This is a genomic window from Brevibacterium ihuae (genome assembly GCF_900184225.1).
In the GTDB taxonomy this organism is placed as follows: domain Bacteria; phylum Actinomycetota; class Actinomycetes; order Actinomycetales; family Brevibacteriaceae; genus Brevibacterium; species Brevibacterium ihuae.
The window spans coordinates 957,370-980,261 of sequence record NZ_FXWZ01000003.1; the positions used below are offsets into that span (position 1 = coordinate 957,370).

The following is a 22,892-nucleotide window of genomic DNA, read 5'->3' on the forward strand; positions in this document are numbered from 1 at the left end:
CGAGGAGATCAACATTCCGGATATCATCGTCGCATGACGATCACCCGCGAGGCCCGGTCGGACCGGATCAGAGAGCTTGCTCCTGTGGCGGCCCTGTTCCATTCTCTCAGCGACCCCACGCGGGTGGCCATCGTCAAACGTGTGGCTGTGGCGGAGGCACGTGTGCGGGATCTGGTGGACGAGCTGGAACTGGCCCAATCGACGGTGTCGGCGCACATGGCCTGCCTGCGCGATTGCGGTCTTGTGAACGGCCGGACGCAGGGGCGCAGCGTGCACTACTCGCTGAGCCGGCCCGAGGTGCTCGACCTTGTCACGCAGGCCGAAGCGCTGCTCGCTGTCACCGGTGAGGCGGGCAGCTTGTGCTGCAACTACGTCCGCAGCACCGAGCAGCAGCCCCTGCAGGGTAGCGGTGATGAGTGACGCGCGCGGTGGGCCGGCGGAACCTGCTGCCCCTCCGGCAGGAAGAGCGTCGTCGTCCCCGGGACACCGTTTGCGGCCTGAGTAAGACCTGTCGGAGCCTCAGTGCTGTGTGGTCTGTGCGGGTTGCTGAAGCGCCCCGGGTTCGGTGGAGGCTCTCAACTCACGGAGGATGAGAGTCATGGCAGCACCGAAGAAGTACCCGGACGAATTGCGTGAGCGCGCGACGCGGCTCGCGGTCGAGGCACGACAGGACCCCGCGCGGAAGGCCGGTGCGCTCCAGCGCATCGGCGAGCAGCTCGGGATCAATCCGGAGACGCTGCGAGGCTGGGTGAAGCAGGCCGAGATCGACGCCGGGCAGGCGCCCGGGGTGACGACCGCGGAGGCGCAGCGGATCAAGGAGCTTGAGGCCGAGGTGCGGGAGTTGCGGCGGGCGAACGAGATCCTGAAGACGGCATCAGCGTTTTTCGCCGCGGCGGAGCTCGACCGCAAGCTGAAGTAGCCGAGGTGCCGACCGCGGTGCTGGTCGAGTACGTCGACGAGCACCGTGACCGGTTCGGGGTCGAGCCGATCTGCCAGGTCTTGCGTGACGCGGACGTCCAGATCGCCCCGAGCACCTACTACGCCGCAAAGGGCCGGCCGCCGTCTGCCCGGGCTGTCAGGGACGCGGAGCTGACCGAGGACATCCGGGTGGTCCACACGGCAAACCTCGGTGTCTACGGCGCCCGGAAGATCCATGCGGCTCTGAACAGGGAGGGCGTTGAGGTCGCCCGCTGCACCGTCGAGCGGCTGATGCGCGCCGCGGGGATCCAGGGCATCCGGCGAGACAAGACCCGCAAGACCACCTTTGGGGACGGTGCGGAGACCGACCGGCCCGCCGACCTCGTGAAGCGCGCGTTCACCGCGACGGCACCGAACCAGCTCTGGGTTGCGGACCTGACCTACATCCGTGCCCACGCCGGGTGGACCTACGCAGCGTTCGTCCTCGACGTGTTCTCTCGCCGCATCGTCGGCTGGCAGGTGTCCACGTCGCTGCGCACCGATCTCGCCCTCGACGCGCTCGACATGGCCCTCTGGGAGCGCCGCAGAGCGGGGCAGGACATCACCGGGCTGATCCATCACAGCGATGCCGGAGTGCAGTATCGAGCCATTCGCTACACCGAGCGCCTCGCCGATGCCGACGCCGTCGCGTCCGTCGGAACGGTCGGTGACAGCTACGACAACGCGATGGCCGAGGCGCTGAACTCGTTGTTCAAGGCCGAGTGCATCCGCAACCCGATGATGCGCCCCAAGGGCGGGTGGGCGTCGATCCGCGACGTCGAGATCGCGGTCGCCGAATACGTCGACTGGTACAACTACCGTCGCCTGCACGGTGAGATCAAACACCTCCCTCCCGCCGAGTTCGAAGCCGCCCACTGGGCATCCCACGAGCCCATCAGCTACGGTGAAGAACAGGTTCCCGTCGGAGCCGGTTCCAGATGACCGAGCCTCCACGAAACCCGTGGCGCTTCATGCGGTCGGGCCGGCCCTGCGGGGGTTTTGTCTGGAGTCCGCGTGTTCATCGTCAGGAGTTTGAAGAAGAGGAATGTTGTCATCTCACGTGTCACGCCGGTCATTGATCCGCCGGTCGGGTGGTCTCACAGCCATCATCGCGCTCGGGCTGGCCGGGTGCGGTGGTGCCGAGGAGGAGCTGGCCAGTTAGGCGGGCAGCGACCAGGGTTACGTCGCCGGGTCCGGCGTCATCACCCAGCTTGCCGTTGAGGACCGGGGTGAGCCGATCGAGTTGGCCGCCGAGTACACCGACGGCACAGCCTTCGATCTCGCCGACTGGCGCGGTGCCCCGGTGGTGCTCAACCTCTGGTACGCCGCGTGTCCCCCGTGCCGCAAGGAGGCTCCCGCCCTGCAGGCCAACTACGAGCGTTACCAGGCCGACGGGGTCAAGTTCCTGGGCATCAACGTTCGCGATCAGGCACCGGCCGCCGACGCGTTCGCCGATACCTTCGACCTGACCTTTCCCTCCATGCTCGACCAGGACGGTGTCGGCGTGGCCGCACTCAGCACGGTGCTGCCGCCGCAGGCAGTGCCCTCCACGGTCGTCCTGGATGCTCAGGGGCGGCCGGCCGCCCGCGTGGTCGGGGCGGTCGATGAGTCCACGCTCAAGGTGCTGATCGCTGACGTGCTGGACGAGTCGACATGACCCTGACCGCCCCCATCGGTGAGGTGTTCTCGCAGACCGTGCTGACCGGGCCCATGCTGCTAGCGATTCCGGTGGCCATCCTGGCCGGGGCGGTGTCCTTCCTGTCCCCCTGCGTTCTGCCGCTGGTCCCCGGCTACGTCGGCTACGTCACCGGGCTGGGTGCCGGTGCGTTGACCGACCGGAAGACCAGCAAGGTCATCATCGGGGTGACGCTGTTCATCACCGGCTTCGCGGTCGTCTTCGTCGCCATGGGCCTGGCGTTCAGCGTGGCCGGTGTGCTGCTCAGCCAGTGGGCCGACACGCTCAACCGGGTGATGGGCGTGGTCGTCATCATCGCCGGCATCGTCTTCATGGGCGGCATCGGCATGTTCCAGCGCAGCGCCCAGATCAGCAAGCGACCGAAGGCCGGGCTGTGGGGAGCCCCCGCCCTGGGTGCCACCTTCGCGTTCAGCTGGGCCCCGTGCATGGGACCGACCTTGGCGGCGGTGCTGGCACTGTCGACCAGCTTCGGCGCCACCGGCACCGACGGCATCTGGCGCGGCGCGGCGCTGACGTTGATGTACTGCCTCGGGCTGGGGGTGCCGTTCATCATCGTGGCCGTACTCATCGTCAAGGGCACCGGCAGGCTGCAATGGGCCAGAGACCACCAGATTCTGATCAGCCGGATCGGCGGCGGAATGCTCATCATCATCGGGCTGCTGCTGGTCACCGGGGTGTGGACCCAGTGGGTCAACAGCCTGCAAGGCATGATCGGCGGCTTCCAAACCATCATCTGATGACCCATTCCCTCCCACCCAAGGACCCCATGACCACGCAGTCCCGCCCCCACGGCCCGGACATACCCGAACCCACCAGAGACCCCTCCTCCTCACCGGAGGCGGCGACACAGCAGACGGCACCGGCAGGCATCGGATTCGTGGGGCTGTTGCGGTGGGCATGGCGGCAGCTGACCACCATGCGGACGGCGCTGATCCTGCTGCTCATGCTGGCGCTGGCGATCATCCCGGCCTCCCTGCTGCCCCAGCGCATCCAGGATCCGACCCGGGTGGCAAGCTTCATCGAGGACAACGGGCAATGGGGCGAAGTCCTCGACACCTTCCAGCTGTTCGACGTTCACTCCTCGGTGTGGTTCGCCAGCATCTACATCCTGCTGATGGTCTCACTGGTCGGCTGCGTCCTGCCCCGCACCCGGCAGCACTTAAGGGCAATGCGCCAGGACCCGCCCAAAGCGCCGCGCCGCCTTGCCCGGATGCCGGGATATGCACGCTTTGCCCTACCGGTCAGCACCTCGCCGGAAGAACTGCTGACCCAGTCTGAGCAGCTGTTGAAGAAGAACGGCTATCGCACCATGAGGCACTCGGATCACATCGCGGCCGAACGGGGCTATCTCCGGGAGACCGGGAACCTGGTGTTCCACATCGCTCTGCTCGGCGTGGTCATCACGATGGGCGTTGGATCATTGTTCGGATACTCCGGCCAACGCGTGCTCGTCGAAGGCGATACTTTCACCAACTCGCTGGTGGCCTACGACTCGTTCGAGCCCGGGCCCTTCTTCCACCCGGATCGCATGCAGGATTTCCGGTTGCGCCTGGACAGCTTCGAGGCAACCTTCGACGATCAGGCGGCCGGCAACCAGTTCGGCCAGCCACGCACCTTCGAAGCCGAGGTGACCGAATTCTCCGGCGGGCAGGAGTCCCAGCATCTGCTGCGGGTCAACGAGCCGATCCGGGTCGGTGGGGCAGGGGTCTACCTGTTGGGCAATGGATATGCTCCGGTGATCACGGTCCGCGATTCCACCGGCACCGTGATCCATTCCGGTCCCGTCGTGTTCCTCCCCCAGGACGGGGTGTACACCTCGCGCGGGGTGCTGAAGATCCCCGATGCCACCCCGGACCAGCTCGGCTTCGTCGGCATCCTGCTGCCGACGGTCGGGCAGAACGACAGCGGCGAGCTGGTTTCCACCTTCGCCGACCTGCGCAACCCCTACCTGGTGATGAGCGCCTACCGCGGCAACCTCGGCCTCGACGAGGGGATCCCGCAATCGGTGTACGAACTCGACGCCGACAACATGACCGAGCTGACCGACGCCGCCGGTGACCCGCTGGTGATCCAGCTCAGCCCGGGCCAGACCCAGCAGCTGCCCGACGGTCTCGGCTCAGTGACCTTCGATCGCGTCGACCGGTTCATCGCCTTCGACATCCGCCACGACCCCACCCAGGGGTGGATGCTCGTGATCTCCCTCGCCCTGATGGCCGGGCTCGGTTTGTCACTGTTCGTACCCCGCCGTCGCATGTGGGTCAGAACCACCGACGACACCGTCGAAGTCGCCGCCCTGGCCCGCGGCGAGGACCCGCGGGTGGGCCCCGCAGCAGACGAACTTGCCACAGCCCTGAACAACTCGGAAACGGAGTGATGACTGCATGGACGTCAACGAAAACCTTGCCGCCTGGTCAAACCTGCTGATCTACTCGGCCATGGCGGTCTACGCCCTGGCCTTCATCATCTACAGCTTCGACCTGTTCGGCGGCCGCCGCCTGGCGACCCGCCACACCGCTCACAAGACTGCCACCGTCCGCCCGGCACGGCGGGCGACGCCTGTGGCCAGGCGCACCTCACGGCGCGGTTCGACCGCTGTGCTCGACGCCCCCGCTCCCCCGGCAGACGAGGCCGCTGCCCCAGCCGGCCCGACCGAGATACCCAGCGGCACGGCTCGGCGGCGGATGGCGCGGATCGGGACAGGTCTCAGCGTCCTGGCCCTCGCACTCCACCTCGCCGCGGTCCTCACCCGCACCCTGTCGGTGATGCGGGTGCCGTGGGGCAACATGATGGAATATGCCCTGACCGCCTCCGCCCTGGTCACCCTCGTGTACCTCCTGGTGCTGCGGTGGCGGGACGTGCGGTATCTGGGCACCTTCGTCGCCGGTTTCGTGCTCGTCGCACTCGGCCTGGCGATCACCGTGTTCTACACTCCCGCCGCCCAGCTGATCCCGGCACTTGATTCGTACTGGATCGTCATCCACGTCCCGATTGCCATCCTGTCGACCGCGCTGCTGGCGATCTCCGCGCTGCTGGCAGCGTTCCAGATCATCAGGGCCCGCACCGAGCAGCGCTCCCCCGGCCGGCTCCTGGCCTTCATGAAGCGGCTGCCCGCCAGTTCCGAGATTGAGCAGACGTCCTATCACCTCGCCGCGGTCGGGTTCATCACCTGGACCTTCACACTCATTGCCGGCGCCATCTGGGCAGAGGTCGCCTGGGGCCGCTACTGGGGCTGGGACACCAAGGAAATCTGGACCTTCGTCGTCTGGGTCGTCTATGCGGCGTACCTGCATGCTCGTGCCACCCGCGGGTGGGGACCGACCAGAGTCGCGGCCCTGAACCTGATCGGATTCGCAACTGTGATCTTCAATTTCGCCGTCGTCAACGTCTACTTCTCCGGCTTGCACTCCTACTCCGGAATCTGACGGTTGCTCCGCCGGCCGATGCCCCTATACCCTCGAAGTGTTCTCTACAGAAGGTAGAACGTGTTTCCGCGAAATAGAGTGATGTCAGTCGGTCGCGCCCTTGGTGTTGCCGTTCTCGTGCTGCTGGCACTGCTGGTTCCGGTCTCCTCGGTTTCAGCCCATGATGCCGTGACCGGGACGAACCCCGAGGACGGCCAGACCCTCGATGCCGTCCCCGAAGCCATCGAGATCTCGTTCACCAACACTCCGTTGGCGATGGGTTCCGAGGTTCTCATCGCAAATGCTGAGGGGAAGGACTGGGCCGCAGGCGACGTCGAGATCGTCGACAACATGGCTGTGCAACCGATCAGCCCCGAAGCACCCGCCGGTGAGTACACGGTCACCTGGCGGGTCGTGTCCTCGGACTCTCATCCCATCGAGGGCTCATTCGCCTTCACGGTGACCGAAACAGCGTCTGCCGAGTCCCCGGCCTCCACCCCCAGCCCTGAGCAGACCGAGGCCGGGCCGGCCGAGCCAGAGCAGCCGCAGACGGAGGAAGCTCAGCAGCCTGCCACCGGCGAAGCGGACGAGGGACTGCCGATGAGTTTCGTGATCATCCTGGCCATCCTCGTCACCGCGCTCGTCATCGTTGTGGTCGCCGTGATGGCCCGCCGCCGGTTAGAGAACGACGACGCATGACCTGCAATCTCGAACAGCGAATACGATCCGATGGATAGCGCAACGCCGACCGGCGTCCGCGAAGAGCGGGCCGCCTCGCCCGGGCGCTGGCGATCCGTCATCTGGCTTGTTACCGCCTTTACCGTCGCGATCGCCGCCGTCGTTGCAAGCGCGGCCTTCTCCGGAGCTGCGACAGAACGCGAGGCGATGGACCCGGGAGGCTTTGTGCGCTGGGCGCTGCCGGTCGCCCTGACCGTGCATCACCTGGCGCTGGCCGTCGTTGTTGGCTGCTTGATCTTCGCGGCCGCGATCCTGCCTCCCGGCAGCGAGTCGGCCCCCGGGCCGTCCCGCCCGCATCCTGCATTTGCCCGGGTCCGGGCCACCGCAGCCGGCGTGTCCCTGGTATGGGTGGGGTCAGCGGTGATCGTGCTGGTGCTGACCTATGCCAATCTCGCCGGCCAGCCGGTGACGGACAGTGCGGAGTTCGCCAGCCAGCTGGTCTACTTCGTCACCGATCTGCTCGTCGGGCAGGCGTGGGCGGCGATCACCCTGATCGCCTTCCTCGTGTGCAACCTGACCTTCCTCGCCCGCACCACCACCGGCCTGGCCCTCACGGCGCTGCTCGCCCTGGCCGCCATCGTCCCGATCTCGCTGATCGGGCACGCGGCCGGCAGCGACGATCACTTCGCCGGCGTCGGTGCGCTGGCCGTGCACTGGCTCGGAGTGCTGGTGTGGGTCGGCGGCGTGGCAGCCCTGGCCGTCGTGGCGCCGATGCTCTCCACCGCTCGGGGAACCGATGATTCGTCCTTGGCGAAGACGATTCTCTCCCGCTTCTCGGCGCTGGCCGGGGTGGCGTTCTTCGTCGTGCTGGCCTCCGGCGTGCTCAATTCCGTGCTCCGCCTCGGCGGGTGGGAGGGGCTGCTGAGCCGGTACGGTCAGCTGATCCTCATCAAGCTCGCTGCAACACTGCTGCTGGGCGCCATCGGCCTGGCCCATCGCAGCTGGGCCATCGCCCAGCTCGGGCGGAAGTCCGGGGGGCGGACGGCCTGGCGGCTGGTCATCGCCGAAGTGCTCATCATGGCCGCAGTCATCGGCGTCACCGGGGCCCTCGGCCGGACCGCACCCCCGGTCCCCCGGGAGCCGGAGCCGGCGATCACGCCGGCCGAAATCCTCACCGGCTACCCCTTGCCACCGGCCCTGGCCTGGTTCCGGTGGTTCACCGAGTGGCGGTGGGACTGGCTGTGGGTGGCCTTTGCCGTCACCGCAGCCGCCGTCTATCTTCTCGGTGTGCGCAAGGCCCACGCCGCCGGCCACCGGTGGGGGTGGCAGCGGACCGGAAGCTGGCTGACCGGACTGGGATTACTCGGCTATGTCACCTGCGCGGCCCCGACGATCTACGGCATGGTGCTCATCAGCGCGCACACCATCATGCTGCTCGCCCTCGCGGTGATCATTCCGCTGCTCTTGGCGCTCGGATCTCCCCTGGACCTGTTGGCCCTGACCGTCAAGCGACGCACCGACGGCAGCCGGGGACCCCGTGAATGGCTCCACGCCGCAGCCTCGACGGTCGGCCCAGCCGTGAGGAGCCCGGTGCTCAGCGGCACGGTGCTCGCGGTCTCACTCGGTCTGCTCTATTACACCCCGGTGCTGCGGCTGGCCCTGGATTTCTGGATCGTCCACCAGGTGACGAACCTGTACTTCCTGCTCATCGGATTCTGGTTCATGACGTCGCTGACCCGCCCCGGGACTGCACCCCGTTCCGCCCGAGTCATCGCCGTGGCCGGGCTTGCCGGGGCACTCCTGATCTGGGCCACCGTGCTGGCGTCCGGAGCCACCCTGGTTCTCCAGGTGGACTGGTTCGGCAACCTCGCCCGCACCTGGGGGCCGTCCATCACCGCCGATCAGCAACGCGCCGGCACCTCGGTGCTGCTGGCCGGAGTCGCCCCGCTCGCGGTTCTGCTCACCATGCTGCTCCTGCACCGGCCCACCTCCACCAGCACTGTACGTGCCCCTCAACCCTCCTCCGCTAACTCTCACTGACCGGATAGGAACGGACCATGAACCCCACCAAAGGCCGAAGCACCCTCTCGAAGAGCAAGGCTCTCGTCTGGATCCTGATGGCCGTCGCCGTGATCGCCGCCATCGTCGTGGTCGTCATCGTGCGCGGCAACACTCCTGACACCACCGCTGGGTCCGAGACGCCGGCGGAGACCGGGCAGCTCGTCCGCGAGAACAGCCGAGTCCTGTCGCAGGCACCGAACGAGAAAGCGGTACTGGTGGAGTTCCTCGACTTTGAATGCGAGGGCTGCCGGGCCGCCTATCCCCTCGTCGAGGAGCTGCGCACGGAGTACGCCGACTCCGTCACCTTCGTCCACCGCTACTTCCCGCTGCCCGGCCACCGCAACGCGATGAACGCAGCCCTGGCCGTGGAGGCCGCCGCCCAGCAAGGCGCCTACGAACCGATGTACCAGCAGATGTTCGAAACCCAGCCCGAATGGGGCGAATCCGCCGACGACAAGAGCGCGGTCTTTCGCTCCTTCGCCGAAGACCTGGGCCTGGACATGGAAGCCTACGACGCGGCAGTCAAAGATCCGGCCACCCAGGATCGGGTCGAACTCGACTTGGCCGACGGCATCGCCCTGAACGTGAGCGGAACGCCGACGTTCTTCCTCGACGGGCAACTCCTCGCTCCGAGCAGTCTCGACGAGCTCCGCGCTGCGCTCGACGCAGCCGTTGCGGAGTGACAGGCCATGCCGGACGCTACCGCCACGCTCGATCATCGCCCCGCTGAAGCCAGTAGTCCCCGGTTCGCCCGACCGCGCCCTTTCGCGGTCCTGCTGCTGGTCACGGGCATCATCGGGTGGGTGGCTTCGGCAGTACTCGTCGCTGAACGGCTGGCGCTCTTCCGGGACCCGGAGCACGTCACGAGCTGCGACATCAATCCGTGGGTCTCCTGCGGCAAGGTCATGGGCAGCTGGCAATCCGAGCTGTTCGGGTTTCCCAATCCGCTGATCGGGATCGTCGCCTTCGCCGTGATCATCACCACCGCCATGGCCGTCCTCGCCGGAGCACAGCTGGGACGCTGGTACTGGATCGGTCTGCAGGTCGCTGTGAGCCTGGGCACCGTCTTCGTCATCTGGCTGTGGTCCCAAGCCCTCTTCAGCCTCTACCTCCTGTGCCTGTACTGCATGGTCGTGTGGGCCGCGATGATCCCCCTCTTCCTCCTCCTGACGATCCGCAACCTCGTCCACGGCATCATCCCCGCACCGGCCGTGCTGGTCCGGTTCACCGCAGACTGGGCATGGACGCTGGTGGCCCTCATCTACATCGCGGTAGCCGCCTCGGTCTACCTCCGGTTCTTCCCCGCTTTCACCTCCCCCCTCTGAGACGACCCAGCCGGCGCGGTGGCGGTATGTCGCCCGCGCAACACCACGTGACACTCGTCACCCTTATCTCGTTCGTTACCGTTTTGTCATCTCCTCGTGCGTCAGTACACTCGAAGATAACGAAATGGTCACCACTGTATTAAGGGTTAGTCGAAATGGGTAAGCACTCGGATCCGAAGCCGTCCTGGAGCGCGAACGCGCGCACCCTGATCCGGAACGTCGCCGCGGGCGGCCGCAAGCACGCTGGTCGCCATGGTCAGGAGCCGAGCACCGCCACCGGGGTTCTCAAGTCCGTCAGGCGCCGCCCGATGGTCGCCGCCATCGCACTGCCGGCAGCTGCCACGACCGCGATCGTGGCCTCCTCGTTCGCCTTCGCACCCACGGACACCGCCAGCGTCGTCACGGCCGAGGATCAGGCAGCCACCGCCAGCGCGGATCCCGGCGCCCAAGACGTTCCCACGAAGGATGCCGAGGAACGTGAGAAGGAGCGGGAGGCGGCCGCCGAGGAGTATCGGAAGTCCCTCGAAGACGATCCGAAGTACAACCAGAAGCCAGAGGTGAAGGCCGCGCTGCCGGCCCCTGAGCCCCCGAAGGAGAGCGCGTCGTCGGAGACCTCCGGCGGGGAATCCTCGGACCGGGGTTCGAAGTCCTCGCGCTCCGACAGCCGCGGATCCTCGAGCATCTCCACCGAACCCTGCTCGGTGTCCAACGAGATTGAACCCAAGCTCACCGCGAACGCTAAGAAGGGCTACCGGGCGGTCTGCGCCGAGTTCCCCGAGGTGAAAACCTTCGGCGGACCGCGCAACGATCCGGGATCCGACCACCATACCGGCCAGGCCCTCGACATCATGATCACCGATCCCACGGGTCAGCAGATCACAGAGTTCGCGATCAAGCACGCGTCCGAGCTCGGAGTGAAATACGTGATCTACAAGCAGAAGATCTACGCTCCCTACACCGGCTGGGAGGGACGGGCCATGGAGGACCGTGGCTCGGCCACCGCCAACCACATGGACCACGTCCACGTCTCCTTCAACTGAACAGACCGACCGGCCGCTGCCCCGTCCCCCATGGGAGCAGCGGCCGGTCCCATCCCCCGGCGATCATGACCACTTCCGGCACCAGATCGCCCCGCCATCAACCACGGCGGTACCGCGGACCTAACACCAGACAGACAGCATCGACTGCGGCCCATCGCAGTCGGGTTCGCCGGCTGGAGGCGATGCCGAACACCCGGTTCGTCAGGCGTGCTGGACTGCGGGCAGTTCCCGGTCGCGCAGGGCGGCAGTTTCCACCTGGATCGTGGCGTGATCGAAGGCGACGGGGAAATGCTCCTTGACGCAGGCGAGGATCGCCTCCAGGATCTGCGGGGCGTGACCGGATTCGAAGCAGTCGTCGTCGACGACGACGTGCGCGGAGATGACCGGCAGGCCAGTGCCGATCATCGAGGCGTGCAGATCGTGCACATCACGGACATGCTCGAGCTCCAAGATGTGGGCGCGGACGTCTTCGAGGTCGACGCCCTTGGGAGTGAACTCCATCAGCACCCGCACCGTCTCCCGCAGCAGTCGGAACGCGCGCGGAACGATCAAAGCCGCGATGAACAATCCGGCGATGGTGTCGGCGCGCTGGAACCCGGTGGTCGTGATCACGATCGCTGCGATGATCACGCCCAGCGATCCCAGGGCGTCGTTGAGCACTTCGAGAAACGCCGCGCGCATATTGAAGTTCGCATCGCGACTGGATGCCAGCACAGCGATCGCTGCGATGTTGGCGACCAAGCCGATCACACCGAACACCAGCAGCTCCGTGCCGGGCACCTCCGTGGGCTCGAACAATCTGCGTATGCCCTCGACGGCGGCATAGGTGCCGACCACGAGCAGCAGAACAGCCTGCCCCAGGGCGGCGATGACCTCGATCCGGGCGAAACCCCACGTCCGCTCACTGCTCGGCGGGCGCAGCATCATCGTCGCCGCGATGACCGCCACCAACAGCCCCGATGCATCAGCCAGCGCATGGGCGGTATCCGTCAGCAGCGCCAGGCTGCCGGTGATCACGCTGCCCACTGCTTGCGCCACGACAATGACGGCGATGATGCAGAACGCGATCAACAAGCGACGGCGCGTCCCCCGATCCGCCTGCTCGGGGACGTGACTGTGCACGTGCCCACCCCGGTCAGCTTCTGTCATACCCCTCATCCTCCTCAACGATCGGCGCGTGATGGTCGTGGTCACGCAACGACAGCGACACCCCGGACCCCCGCAGCAGCTCACCTGCACTCTCGACGAGATCTTCCAGGCGGGTCGGATCGGCCAGCGAGAACCACGAGGACCGGCCCTCAGCGCGCACCGTCACCAGCCCGCAGTCACGCAGACAGGCCAGGTGCTTGCTCACTGTCGACTGCGCCAGATGCATGTGGTGGACCAGATCACGCACCCGGTGCTCGCCACTGGCTAAGTGCTCAAGCAGTGCCAGTCGCGTCGGCTCGGCCAGCGCATGGAACAGCGCCGCATAGGCACTGCGGTCCTCGAACCAAACGGTTTCAGCCGAACGAGTAATCGCCATACGGAGATGATAACACCAAACGGCGATGAGAGAGCTCAGGAACAGCTTGCGTCGCCTCCACGCGCCGCCTTCGCTGTCTAGAAGCCGAACGCGCCACCCTCGACGAGGATGAACACCCCGAGACCGATCAAGACGATCGGGAACAGGACGTGCTCCCATCGTTCGAGCACCTCAGCAATCGGCCGGCGAGTCGCAACGAACTTGGCCATCACGACGAGGACCGCGACGAGCGCGAGGAACACGACGCAATAGGCGATGACGGCGGCCGGCCCCACGCTGAGGAAGACCGGAACATACACGCCGATGTTGTCCCCGCCGTTGGCGAAGGTGACAGCGGCGACGGTCAACACGCCGACGTTCTTGCCACTGACCTTTGCCTCATCATCATCGTCGTTGTCTCCGCGCCACGCCTGCCAGGCAGCCCAGATGCCGAGGAACAATGGGACGAGCCCGAAGTACGGGATGGCTTGCGGGGGCAGGAAAGCATCCGCCCCCAGCGTGACGAGCACGGCGGCGGCCAGGATGCCGCCGAACCCGAGATACTGGCCGGCTAAGATCCGGGCCGTTGTGCCCCGCTGGCCCGCGCCGCGGGCGAAGAACAGCGAGAGCACGATGATGTCGTCGATGTTGGTGACGATGAACAGGCCGATCGCCTGCAGCACGGATGACAGGATCATGCGTCAGCCCCTGCCTCGCAGCACCCGGGAACCGAGCACGCCGGATCAAGGCACGGCGCGCTGTCGTCGACCGCCAGGGTGACATCGACCAGGGCGGTGAGCGCCGCCGCCAGATGCGGGTCAGCGATCTCGTACCGTGTCTGGCGTCCTTCCGGCTCGGCAACGACGATCCCGCACTCCCGCAGGCATGTCAGGTGGTTCGACACATTCGAACGAGTCAGTCCCAGGTTGCGGGCGAGCGTGGCGGGATAGCACGGCCCGCCCAGCAGCTGCAGCAGAATCCGTGAACGCGTGGGATCGGTCATGGCTCTGCCGAGCCGGTGCATTACATCTAAACGAGAAGTAATAGTCAGCATCCACTGAACTATACAGTAGGCAGTGACCGGTGAAGCGGCGCTCTCGATCCGGGGGACCCGTGTCACCGATCACAATGGAATTGTCAAGCCCTGGGTTTGGTAGAGGCTTCTTTTCTTGGTTTCCTATGCGGCCACGCCTGTAGTGGTCTGCTGTTTGATCCAATCAGAATGCGCCTCGATCGGCGGCCGGTAGTGCAGCGCCGAATGCAGTCGGACGTGGTTGTACCAAGCCACCCACTTCGACGTCTCGGCCATCACTTCGATCACTCCCGACCACTCCCGCCGGTCGATCAGTTCGGCCTTGTACACCGAGTTCAGCGCCTCGGCCATCGCGTTGATGCTCCTATAGTTGTCAAGCCGTGATTTCGCCTGTTCGTGGGTTGGTCTTGATGAGGTGGTAGACCTCGCGGATGACGTAGCGTTTCAAGCACCGTATGATGTCGCGTTTGCTCTTCCCCTCGGCTGTTCGGCGAGCAACATATGCGATGGTCGGCTCGTGGAACCGCATACGCACGATCACGGTCCGGTAGATCGCGGCGTTGAGCTGCCGATGTCCGCCGTGATTGATGCGATGCTTACCGCTGCTCATTCCTGACCCGGCGGGCACGGGACTGATTCCTGCGAGTTTCGCGAACGCTGCTTCGCTGCGGATCCGTTCAGGATTGTCCCCGGCGACGATGAGGATCTCTGCGGCGGTGTCGACGCCGATGCCGAACTCGTCCAGCAGGTGCGGGGCGCGTTGGGCGACGAGTTGCTCGATCTGCGCTTCCAGGCTTTTGATCTCCTCGTTCAAGGCAATCCAGCGCCTGGCGATCGATCGGAGTGCGTGCCGGTTCGCGTCCTCTGGCGTCTCTAATCCGCGTGGGCGGAGCGCGGCGCAGTGACGGGCGATCATCTTCTGCGTTTTCCGTGCTGTCTCACGCCGTAGCTCTTCGTCCGAGTGGACGAGCAGCGCCTTGAGCGTCACCATCGCCCCGGTGCGGTCTTTCACCGCGGTATCGTGGGCGACTTTCAGCTGCCGGATCATCTCCACCACCCCGTCAGCGGTCTTCGGGACCGCAGTCGCGAACCCGGCAAGTACTGCCCTGGCAGCGTTCTCCGCGTCGAGCGTGTCGGATTTCCCGTTCAGTCGGCGCAGCCGCCGATCGGGCCGGGAGACCTCGACGACCTTGTGTTCGTTCCGGCGGACGAACGAGGTCAGCCCGGCACCATAGGAGCCGGTGCCTTCGATTCCGAACGCGATGATCTTCCCGAATGACGACGCCCACTCGAGCAGCTGCTTGAACCCCGCAGCGTCGGTCGCGATCGTGAGAGTCGCCAGGACCCCGCCGATCGAGTCCATCACCGCGGCGACATGAATGTGCTTGTGGGTATCGACGCCGATCACGACGTGCCCGGAACGGGCGGGCTCGATCTGTTCCATGGGGTGCTGTCTCCTTCATCGGTTAGCGTGGTCACACGCTGTCGCCGGCGGGCGGACAGGACTGTCATGGGGACGCTTTGACGAGGCTCCAGGCTCCTATCAGGTCACGCCCGATCCGGCGGCAGCGGTACTGCGCCCGGCCGGAGGTTCGACAGATCAACGCCAAGGCACCCTGCGGGCCAATCGTAAGCAAGGGTCAGAACACTCCGGCCAGGACTACCTCATCCTTGCGGGACGCGGCAGAAACAGACTGACAATCGAAGGAATCGCCCCGCGAACCCACTGATGCCACGATCGCAGACTCAGCCAGCGTCTCGCCATAGCGAATCGAGCGGAACTGGACTCCGCGATCCGAGTGGTGAACGAGCCCGGATACATCGTGCCCGGCCCGGTACTTCGCCGCCAGAGCCATCGTGAGCGCGTCCCGGGCCAGGGATTCACGCATATGGTTCGTCACCTGCCAGCCGACGATCTCGCGATGGAACACATCGAGGATGAACGTCGTGTACACCCACCCCGAGCGCGTCGGCACATAGGTGATATCGGCCACCCATAAGCAGTTCGGTGCAGGCGCGGTGAACTCCCGCTCGACGAGGTCCTCCGGGCACTCCTCGGCTCTGGCCGATGCCGTCTTGGGACGTTTGCGTTTGCGCCGCACCCCATCGATGCCCAGTTGGCGCATCAAACGCTCGACCGTGCAGCGGGCCACCGGCCCGAACCGGTCGGCGTGATCACGGTTGATCGCTTTCCACATCTTGCGCACTCCATAGCAGGAGTAGTTCGCTTCGTAGATGTCCCGGATGACGACCATGAGATCGCAGTCCCGAATAGCCCGGGCCGAGGGCCGGCGCAGTTTGTACGCGTAGTACGAGCTCACAGCGATCCGTGCAGCAGTCCCGCGCAGGACCCGCACGATCGGCTCGACTCCGAACTCGTCACGATTCTCGTCGATGAAGTCGACGATCACCTTGATGGGCGGTCGAGCTCCGCCGCGAAGAAAGCCGATGCTCTGCGCAGGATCTCGTTCGCTCGCCTGGCTTCGGCCAGCTCCGCCCGCAAGCGTCGGTTCTCCGATTCCAAATCCACAGACTCCGACGGTGTGATCCTGCCGGATTCCTTGTGCTTCCGCACCCACACGCGCAAGGTCTCCTTACTCAACCCGAGCTCTTTCGCGACCCGAGTAATCGAGCCGTTGGCAGTCGCGGGATCGGCCTGAGCGTGAATGACGAGCTCTACTGCACGAGCCCTGAGCTCGTCGGTGTACTTCACTGGCATGAGAGAAACTCCTTCTTCCAATCTCCCTGCCTCCATTATCCCCGGGGCGATTCAAATCATTCCCCGATGATGTTCTTGGACCGGAGGGTGACATGCGTATGAACCGGATGGAGGCGGCGCTGGTCGACTTGTCCCGCGTCAAGTAGTTGGCAGGATTTCCTTGGTTTTGAATGTCGGGGTGGTGGGGTCGGCCAGGCCCAGGTGCACCTCCTTGGGCCGGTTCCATGAGATGGCCTCGTGGGGCCGGAGCTCGTTGTACTCGATCCGGTAGTCCTCGGCCCGCTCGGCGAGCACGATCGCGTCGTCAATCTCGTCCAGGTAGAGCCGTTCGTACTTCAGCGTGCCGAAGCCGCGTTCACGGGACCCGTTCTGCCCCGGGGTCTTCACTCGGGTGCGCACGTGGTGTAGCTCGGGGTGGGCGGCGATGAAGGACTCGAAGCGGAAGGACCGGAACGGCCCGCCGTTGTCCGTCACGATGGTCACCACGGGCAACAGCTCACCGGTCTCGGGATCGACCGGGCAGGCCTCGACCAGCGGGTGACCGAACATGGCCTCGTAGTCGGCCAGGGCCAACTCGATCGCGTCGATCGCATCGTGCTGGTTCCCGGTGGGCGAAACGTGGAAGGGGTGCTCGTACTTGGACCAGTAGTCCCGGCACCCGGCCAGCCGCCAGGTCCCTCCGGTGGTGGTCTCGAACTCGCTGAAGTCCAGCTGCCAGACTTGGTTCGGACCGGTCGGCTCGGTGGCGAACGCGGCCTTGCGCCGCTCGGCCAGCTTCCGTCGCTCCCGTTGGTACTGCGCGGGCAGAATCAGCCCCTCGTCGCGCAGGATTCGCAGCACGGTCGCCTCGGAAACAACATGCCCGTCGTGGCGGACCATCGCCCAGATCTTCCGATGCCCCCACGCCGGATGGGCCAGCGCGTGCTTGACCACCAGTTCCCTGGCGGCCTGCCGTGCCGGTTGCGGCCACGGTCCCTTCACCGCCGTCCCGGTGCGGGCCTTGGCCTGCCAGCGGCGCCAGGTCCGCTCGGGCATGTCGAAGAGCTGGCAGAACCTCGCGGTCGACATGCCCGCTGCCACGCGGATCACCTCGAGGTCCTCGAAGGGCCCAGCCGGCCCTCCGCGGACTTCTTCCACACCCTGGCCTCCAGGTGTGCCTCGCCCAAGGCCTGGGTCAGCTCGGCGACCTCGGCCTCCAGCTGTTCCTCTCGGGAGGATGGTCCGGACCTGCCGGCCACCAGGGCGGTCTTGCCGGCTTCCAGGAACTCGGCCTTCCACCGTCCGATGGACTGCTCACTGACTTTCTCCTTGCGTGCCGCTTCGGCGATGGACATCTCGCCGGCCAGCACGCTCAACACGATCCGGGTCTTCTTCTCCGCCGGAATCGAGGGTGGTCTACCCATGTCTGACTCTCCTTCAGGACCTACATAACGGCCCTGCCACTAAGTCTGACGCGCGACAGTGGAAGAGCATCCGACCAGCTTTGGGTTAGATCTGACCGGATCGCTGCAGGATCTGGGCGTGGTCGGTGCGGCGTTCGTGCCGAACGACCGCGGAGCCGCCATGCAATCGCTTTCTTAGTCCGGACTTAGTCGATGTGGAAAGCGGCCTCGTTGCGCTCACCGTTCTCAACCCACTCGATGAGTAGCCGGTCATCGTCGGACCCACCCATCATGAAATCGATGTTCACGATCCTCGTCTGTCCTGCGTGAACCACGGTCGGTTCACCTCGGCTCATCACCATCATGGCCGCGTTCTCGCTCGCTGGCTTGAACGTCACCTCCTGAGCATCTTCATCTCCGACGTTGGTGACCTCTACCCAGTGGCGCGTGCGGTAACGCGCCTTGCCCTTGGCGTCAGTGTCCTTCAGCTCGCGTTCCTGCCTTGGCTGAGCCTGGAACCTCACACCGCGATTTGGACGGTTGAGTACGGGCACGTCCAGTGCGAGGGTCGCGACGTCATGCTCGATCGCACGCCAGACTTCATGAGCGAGCTGAGACACGTTGCTGAACGTACCGAGCAGGGCTCGTTCCTGGAGTTCCTTTTTGAACTCGCGAAGTCCTTCGAGCTGCTCGGTGTCCACGTCGTTGGGAAGCGGCCCGTCGGAGAAGTAGACATGCACGGGCTTACCCTGGTCAGTAGCGCGTTCGATCTCTTCGACTGTGCCCGACACGGCATCGGGCGTCGGGGACCCCAGTCTGCTTCCGAAGATCGCGAAGACGATGTCGGAGTCGTCGACTCCTTGCGAGTTGATGAGTGACTGCGGATGTCCACCTAGGAGCGGCACGGACGAGCTCTCCCACCGCCAAGGCTGAAGTGCAACTTGGTTACTGCGACCGAAGGCTTCGCTCCAACCATGGATAGCTGATTCAACGGCATCGCGCGCTTCAGCGGTATCGGACGGAGAGACGATCATGACGCGGAGAACATTCGCAACGTAGGCCATGAGTTAAAGCTACAGGCCACCTCTGACACTGCGAGGTGACTCACGACGAGATCCACCGAGGTATACCTGCTTGGACACAAAGTCGTGGGGTCCCAGCCTGGTTGATTCCAGCAGCTTTGCCGTAAGACTGCTTCCTTCTTCGCAGGCCGAAACCGAATGATCGCTCAGGGCCGGCCACCTGGGCGTCAGGGATTGCGCATTGGCTGGAGGGGAAAAGAAGGAGCGAGCGACTCTCCCTGCTCCTTCGAGTGAGCAACGCCATCGTGGAGCGGAAAATCGGGCCGGGCAACCCAGCGCGCGAACTCGATGGTCCCGCCCTCCTCGATGGCGCCCAGGTGCCCGCCGACGATGGTGGCGTCGAAGATGAAGCGCTGCGCCCGGAAAGGGCGCCCGGTGCGCCGGCTGAATGGCGCGGTGAAGTGATGCATCGCCAACAGAGAGCCGAGCTCGACGAGGTACCCCGTCTCCTCGTGGGCCTCGCGCACGGCAGCACTTTTGATGTCCTCGTCGAACTCCACACCGACCCCGGGCAGCGACCAGCCCGGATGGAATCCCGCCGCTCCTCCGTTGAACCAGGTCAGCAGGATCTCATTGGCGTCGTTAACCACCACCGCGTAGGCGGCCAACCGCGTGTTGTACTTGGTTGAAATGCACCCGAAGATTCTATGACTCGAACCCTTCCGGGAATAGCCCTGCCTGGAGGGATGACGATCGGCAGTGAGGTCAGAGCGAAGCCGAGCACCTCGCCGTCAGTCGCGTGCTACTCGATGCAGGCGTGCATGACTCTCTTCCGCCTCAACCACAACGTCGCCTCCGCGCGCGAGTCGACAGTTCTGAAGCGGATCGTTCGACTCTGGAGCGGCTCATTTCATCGCACCGGAGGTGAGGCCCTCGATCAGGTAGCGCTGCAGCAGTACCGCGATGGTGAACACCGGAACAACCGCCAACAGCGACGAGGCGGCAATCCGCCCGAAGTCCTGCACCCGCTCGCTGAGCATTCCTGCCAGCAGGACCGGAACCGTCTGCACGTCCTCGCTCTGGGTGAGGAAGGTGGCGAACAGGAGCTCGTTGTAGTTGAGGATCGCCACGATCACCCCGACGGCGATGAGCGCAGGCACGAGCATCGGCGTGACGATCCGCAGCAGCAGCTGCCATTCCCCCGCGCCGTCGAGCCGCCCGGCCTCCTCGATCTCGACAGGAAGGCGCCGGATGAACCCGTCCAGCAGCCAGATGGCCACCGGCACATTCATCAGCGCATACACCAGAATCAAGCCGGGCAGGCTGTTCGTCAGCCCGAGAACACGCAGCAGGGTGAGCAGCGGGATGATCGCCACGATCGGCGGCAGCAGCCACGGGCTGAGGATGAGCCCGCTCAGCAGCACTCCCCCGGTTCTGAACCGCGCCATCGCCCAGGCCCCGGGGAGAGCGAGCGCCAGCGTCAGCAGCGCTCCCGAGACGCTGGCGAGCAGCGAGTTGAGTACGCCGCGCGGCACTGCGGAATCCAACGCTCTCTTCCAGTTGCCCGCTGCGGGTTCGGTCGGAACGAGGATGCCTGCGGCGATCTGCCCCTGTGTCATGAAAGAGATCGACACGAGGTAGAGCAGCGGGACGAGCACGACGAGGACGCTGAGGATCACCCAACCGCCCCCGACCCATGACTGCCAGCGGGCTGCTCCTGCCGAGCGCCGTCGGCGGCTCCGGCTGAAGAGAACCCCCTTCAGCCCGGCTTCCTGCACAGCCTCAGACATCGCGAAGCCTCCTGACGATCAGGAAGATGGGAAGCGTGACGACGGTGACCACGACTGCCAGCAGCAGCGTGACGGTGGCCGCCATGCCGACGTCGAAGCCGCGCAGCGCGGTTCGCCAGATCAGGTATGCGGGCACCAGAGTGGAGGAGCCCGGACCGCCAGAGGTCATGACGTAGACCAAGTCGAAGACCTTGAAGGCGAGAATGAGGCGGATGAGGAACGCGGCGGCGATCGTGCCCGCGATCGCGGGCAGGGTGATGTGGCGGAACAGGCGCAGGCCGGTGGCGCCGTCCAGTCGTGCCGCCTCGGTCACGTGCGGGTCCTGGCCGAGCAGTGCGGTGAACACCAGCAGCACGACGAGGGGTGTCCACTCCCAGACGTCGGCCAGAGCCACTCCGAAGACCGCCCACGTCGTATCGGACAGAACTGCGAACGTGCCCGACCACGGAGTGAAGTGCTGAACAAGGGTGTGGAGGAGGCCACCGGAAGGGCTGAAGATGAAGCTGAAGAGGATGCCGACCACCACCGGCGGGACGATCATCGGCAGCAGCAGCACGGTCCGCACGAATGCTCCCGCCCACAGCGAGCGCCACAGCGCTATAGCGGTCAATGTCCCGAGCACCGTGCTCGCAACAGCAACCCCGATGGCATAACCCGTGCCAAGGGCGAGCGAGGTGCGAACATCCGCAGAGGCGAGGGCTGCCTCGAAGTTCGCGGTGCCGACGAACTCCTGGAACGGTCGGCCCAGGCTCGACTCGGTGAAGGCCGCCGAGGCGATGAACACCAGGGGATACGCCGCCAGTACCACCAGCACGAGCACGCTGGGGCTGACGAAGATCGCTCGATGCACGCGCGCGGGCACTCGGCGGCAGGGCCTGGACGACCTCTCACCAGCGGGTTCCGATGGGACGCCGGTGACCCGCGGCTCGGTGTGCGGGTGAAGATCAGTCGCCAAGGAGCCTCTCCCACTCTGCCTGGACACCATCAAGGGTCTCCTGGGCCGAGCCTCGCTGACCCGACAGGTGAGCGGCGATCTCATCGGTGAGGATCTGTGCGGCCTCAGTGGCGTTCTCACCTGTGGGCCATGCCAATGCCCCGTCGAGCGTCGACCTGTTGACCTCCTGGAGCTCGGGGAATTCTTCGCCATAGGTCGTGTCCTCCAGAGAGGAGACTCGATTCGGATCGATCCCGGTGGGCGGCAGCGCCGTGAGGAGTTCGGAGTTGACCTCGGAGGATGCCGCCCACTGGATGAACTGCTGGGCGAGGTCGGTCTTCTCGGAATTGCCCGCCACCACCCAGCTGAAGCCCGCCACGAGCGAGGCGCGCGGCTTCTCTCCCTCGGCTCCGCGGGGCAGGTACGTCACACCCCACTTGTCGACCACCTCGGAGCCGGATTCGGGATCCTGCGACCGCACGCCCAGGTCTGTCCAGTTCTCGATGAAGGCGACCTTGCCGGCGAACCACGCCGAGTTGCCGGCACCGAAGTCCGTCTCCGCCGGGGTGGGCAGAGCGTCGTCCCAGGTCTCCTCCAACGCCTCCAGGGCGGACACGGCTTCTGCCGAGTTGATGGCGGGGGCACCGGAATCGTCGAGGAATTCGCCTCCGAAGCCGGCCAGGCGGTTGGCGAAGCTCGCCCCGAGGATGAGCGGCGACTGCTCGCCGAAGACGGCAGCCCCGTAGACTCCCTCGTCCCCCTCGTTCTCCGTGATGGTCTGAACCTGCTCGGCGTACTCGTCCCACGTGGCAGGAGGCGCATCGAAGCCGTTCCGCTCGAGGATCTCCGTGTTGTAGAAGAGCGCGTGGATGTCCCCGTCGAAGGGCACCCCGTAGATCTCCTCGCCGACGTGGGCATACGGCTGCCAGATGGACGGGATGAAGTCGTCGACGTCGAGGTCCGGCGATCCCTCGACGAACTCCGTGAGCGGTTGGATGCTGCCGTCAGCGGCAAGGTCGCCCAGCGAGACGTACCACGGAGCCGACACATCGTAGACGTTCGCTCCGGACTGCTGATCGAGGGTGAGCGTCGAGGCGATCTCGTCGTAGGGGACGGTGGTGACGTTGATCGTCACGCCGGTCTCCTTCTCGAAGCTCTCGGCCAACCAGGCACCCGCGCCCTCGTGGGAGGCATTGAGGAGGAGGTTGAGCTCCTCGCCCTCGTATTCGCCCGCGAAGGCATCACCCTCGGCGGCGCTGGCGCTGCCGCACGCGGAGAGCGTCAGCGCGGCCACGACGCCGGCGGCGAGGAATTTCAGGCGGCCGGGGGCCGATCGTGTGCTGCTCATGG

The 22,892-nt window shown here is 65.7% G+C and carries 26 protein-coding genes and 2 other annotated features; of the genes, 11 read left to right on the forward strand and 15 right to left on the reverse strand.

The features are described from left to right. Nucleotides 1-33: 33 nt before the first annotated feature. The 11 genes from C1A17_RS09625 (at nt 34) to C1A17_RS09675 (ending at nt 11,158) form a co-directional block, all read left to right on the forward strand. On the forward strand, nt 34-420 hold the full coding sequence (locus C1A17_RS09625) for an ArsR/SmtB family transcription factor (protein WP_101652786.1): 387 nt from the start codon (nt 34-36) through the stop codon (nt 418-420). 178 nt (nt 421-598) lie between these two features. After that, nucleotides 599-1,899 (forward strand): IS3 family transposase gene (locus C1A17_RS09630; RefSeq protein ID WP_245873646.1). Its coding sequence is split into 2 segments (ribosomal slippage): nt 599-890 and nt 890-1,899, totalling 1,302 coding nucleotides; the frame shifts between segments, so codons are not numbered across the junction. After that, nucleotides 877-1,029: a sequence feature (AL1L pseudoknot), on the forward strand. (Overlaps the previous gene by 153 nt.) 301 nt (nt 1,900-2,200) lie before the next feature. After that, complete coding sequence (locus C1A17_RS09635; RefSeq protein WP_342750310.1) at nt 2,201-2,614, forward strand: TlpA family protein disulfide reductase; 414 nt, start codon at nt 2,201-2,203, stop codon at nt 2,612-2,614. Beyond that, complete coding sequence (locus C1A17_RS09640; protein ID WP_101652788.1) at nt 2,611-3,390, forward strand: cytochrome c biogenesis CcdA family protein; 780 nt, start codon at nt 2,611-2,613, stop codon at nt 3,388-3,390. The genes C1A17_RS09635 and C1A17_RS09640 overlap by 4 nt, the downstream gene beginning before the upstream one ends. 29 nt (nt 3,391-3,419) lie before the next feature. Then, complete coding sequence (gene resB / locus C1A17_RS09645) at nt 3,420-5,027, forward strand: cytochrome c biogenesis protein ResB (protein WP_101652789.1); 1,608 nt, start codon at nt 3,420-3,422, stop codon at nt 5,025-5,027. 7 nt (nt 5,028-5,034) lie between these two features. Continuing rightward, nucleotides 5,035-6,075 carry a c-type cytochrome biogenesis protein CcsB gene (gene ccsB / locus C1A17_RS09650; protein ID WP_101652790.1) on the forward strand — a complete coding sequence of 347 codons (1,041 nt, stop codon included), beginning with the start codon at nt 5,035-5,037 and terminating at the stop codon, nt 6,073-6,075. An 81-nt stretch (nt 6,076-6,156) separates the two neighbouring features. Then, nucleotides 6,157-6,753: a copper resistance CopC family protein gene (locus tag C1A17_RS09655; protein ID WP_245873648.1), complete on the forward strand. Its 597-nt coding sequence runs from the start codon at nt 6,157-6,159 to the stop codon at nt 6,751-6,753. A gap of 30 nt (nt 6,754-6,783) precedes the next feature. Beyond that, nucleotides 6,784-8,772 carry a bifunctional copper resistance protein CopD/cytochrome c oxidase assembly protein gene (locus tag C1A17_RS09660; protein WP_245873650.1) on the forward strand — a complete coding sequence of 663 codons (1,989 nt, stop codon included), beginning with the start codon at nt 6,784-6,786 and terminating at the stop codon, nt 8,770-8,772. Nucleotides 8,773-8,789: 17 nt separating this feature from the next. Beyond that, nucleotides 8,790-9,476 carry a DsbA family protein gene (locus C1A17_RS09665; RefSeq protein WP_101652792.1) on the forward strand — a complete coding sequence of 229 codons (687 nt, stop codon included), beginning with the start codon at nt 8,790-8,792 and terminating at the stop codon, nt 9,474-9,476. A 6-nt stretch (nt 9,477-9,482) separates the two neighbouring features. Further along, on the forward strand, nt 9,483-10,118 hold the full coding sequence (locus tag C1A17_RS09670) for a vitamin K epoxide reductase family protein (RefSeq protein ID WP_101652793.1): 636 nt from the start codon (nt 9,483-9,485) through the stop codon (nt 10,116-10,118). A gap of 155 nt (nt 10,119-10,273) precedes the next feature. Further along, entirely contained in the window at nt 10,274-11,158 is an 885-nt protein-coding gene (locus tag C1A17_RS09675) for a VldE C-terminal domain-containing protein (protein ID WP_101652794.1), read from the forward strand. Nucleotides 11,159-11,359: 201 nt separating this feature from the next. On the opposite strand, the gene C1A17_RS09680 is transcribed toward C1A17_RS09675, so the two are convergent. The 15 genes from C1A17_RS09680 to C1A17_RS09750 all read right to left on the reverse strand — a co-directional run bounded on the left by C1A17_RS09680 (nt 11,360) and on the right by C1A17_RS09750 (nt 22,890). Continuing rightward, nucleotides 11,360-12,307 (reverse strand): cation diffusion facilitator family transporter, encoded by a 948-nt coding sequence (locus tag C1A17_RS09680; RefSeq protein WP_245873651.1) that lies wholly within the window; start codon nt 12,305-12,307, stop codon nt 11,360-11,362. Further along, nucleotides 12,294-12,683 carry an ArsR/SmtB family transcription factor gene (locus tag C1A17_RS09685; protein ID WP_101652796.1) on the reverse strand — a complete coding sequence of 130 codons (390 nt, stop codon included), beginning with the start codon at nt 12,681-12,683 and terminating at the stop codon, nt 12,294-12,296. Before C1A17_RS09685 ends, C1A17_RS09680 begins: the two co-directional genes overlap by 14 nt. Nucleotides 12,684-12,760: 77 nt before the next feature. Next, nucleotides 12,761-13,360 carry a cadmium resistance transporter gene (locus tag C1A17_RS09690; protein ID WP_101652797.1) on the reverse strand — a complete coding sequence of 200 codons (600 nt, stop codon included), beginning with the start codon at nt 13,358-13,360 and terminating at the stop codon, nt 12,761-12,763. Next, entirely contained in the window at nt 13,357-13,716 is a 360-nt protein-coding gene (cmtR, locus tag C1A17_RS09695; RefSeq protein WP_101652798.1) for a Cd(II)/Pb(II)-sensing metalloregulatory transcriptional regulator CmtR, read from the reverse strand. The genes C1A17_RS09690 and cmtR overlap by 4 nt, the downstream gene beginning before the upstream one ends. 123 nt (nt 13,717-13,839) lie before the next feature. Next, nucleotides 13,840-14,046: an integrase core domain-containing protein gene (locus C1A17_RS09700; protein WP_101652799.1), complete on the reverse strand. Its 207-nt coding sequence runs from the start codon at nt 14,044-14,046 to the stop codon at nt 13,840-13,842. 22 nt (nt 14,047-14,068) lie between these two features. Further along, on the reverse strand, nt 14,069-15,139 hold the full coding sequence (locus tag C1A17_RS09705; protein WP_101652800.1) for an IS110 family RNA-guided transposase: 1,071 nt from the start codon (nt 15,137-15,139) through the stop codon (nt 14,069-14,071). A gap of 196 nt (nt 15,140-15,335) precedes the next feature. Beyond that, nucleotides 15,336-16,106, reverse strand: a complete 771-nt coding sequence (locus C1A17_RS09710; protein ID WP_101652801.1) for an IS3 family transposase — start codon at nt 16,104-16,106, stop codon at nt 15,336-15,338. Beyond that, nucleotides 16,026-16,142 (reverse strand) — a sequence feature (AL1L pseudoknot). Its footprint overlaps the gene before it by 81 nt. Continuing rightward, nucleotides 16,103-16,414, reverse strand: coding sequence for a transposase (locus tag C1A17_RS09715; RefSeq protein ID WP_137318392.1), 312 nt, complete (start codon nt 16,412-16,414; stop codon nt 16,103-16,105). Its footprint overlaps the feature before it by 40 nt. The genes C1A17_RS09710 and C1A17_RS09715 overlap by 4 nt, the downstream gene beginning before the upstream one ends. Nucleotides 16,415-16,552: 138 nt before the next feature. Beyond that, entirely contained in the window at nt 16,553-17,503 is a 951-nt protein-coding gene (locus tag C1A17_RS09720; RefSeq protein ID WP_101652803.1) for an IS3 family transposase, read from the reverse strand. Next, nucleotides 17,500-17,817 carry a transposase gene (locus C1A17_RS09725; RefSeq protein WP_010080477.1) on the reverse strand — a complete coding sequence of 106 codons (318 nt, stop codon included), beginning with the start codon at nt 17,815-17,817 and terminating at the stop codon, nt 17,500-17,502. The genes C1A17_RS09720 and C1A17_RS09725 overlap by 4 nt, the downstream gene beginning before the upstream one ends. Before the next feature lie 185 nt (nt 17,818-18,002). Further along, nucleotides 18,003-18,860, reverse strand: a complete 858-nt coding sequence (locus tag C1A17_RS09730) for a DUF4062 domain-containing protein (protein ID WP_101652804.1) — start codon at nt 18,858-18,860, stop codon at nt 18,003-18,005. 185 nt (nt 18,861-19,045) lie between these two features. Continuing rightward, complete coding sequence (locus C1A17_RS09735) at nt 19,046-19,486, reverse strand: NUDIX hydrolase (protein WP_180953277.1); 441 nt, start codon at nt 19,484-19,486, stop codon at nt 19,046-19,048. Nucleotides 19,487-19,723: 237 nt separating this feature from the next. After that, a complete protein-coding gene (locus tag C1A17_RS09740; protein WP_245873652.1) occupies nt 19,724-20,497 on the reverse strand; it encodes a carbohydrate ABC transporter permease in 774 nt (257 codons plus the stop codon). Nucleotides 20,498-20,600: 103 nt separating this feature from the next. Continuing rightward, the gene (locus tag C1A17_RS09745; protein WP_245873654.1) at nt 20,601-21,458 is read right to left on the reverse strand and encodes a carbohydrate ABC transporter permease; all 858 of its coding nucleotides are present in this window, start codon (nt 21,456-21,458) and stop codon (nt 20,601-20,603) included. 94 nt (nt 21,459-21,552) lie between these two features. Further along, nucleotides 21,553-22,890, reverse strand: a complete 1,338-nt coding sequence (locus C1A17_RS09750; protein ID WP_101652808.1) for an ABC transporter substrate-binding protein — start codon at nt 22,888-22,890, stop codon at nt 21,553-21,555. Between the last annotated feature and the right edge of the window lie 2 nt (nt 22,891-22,892).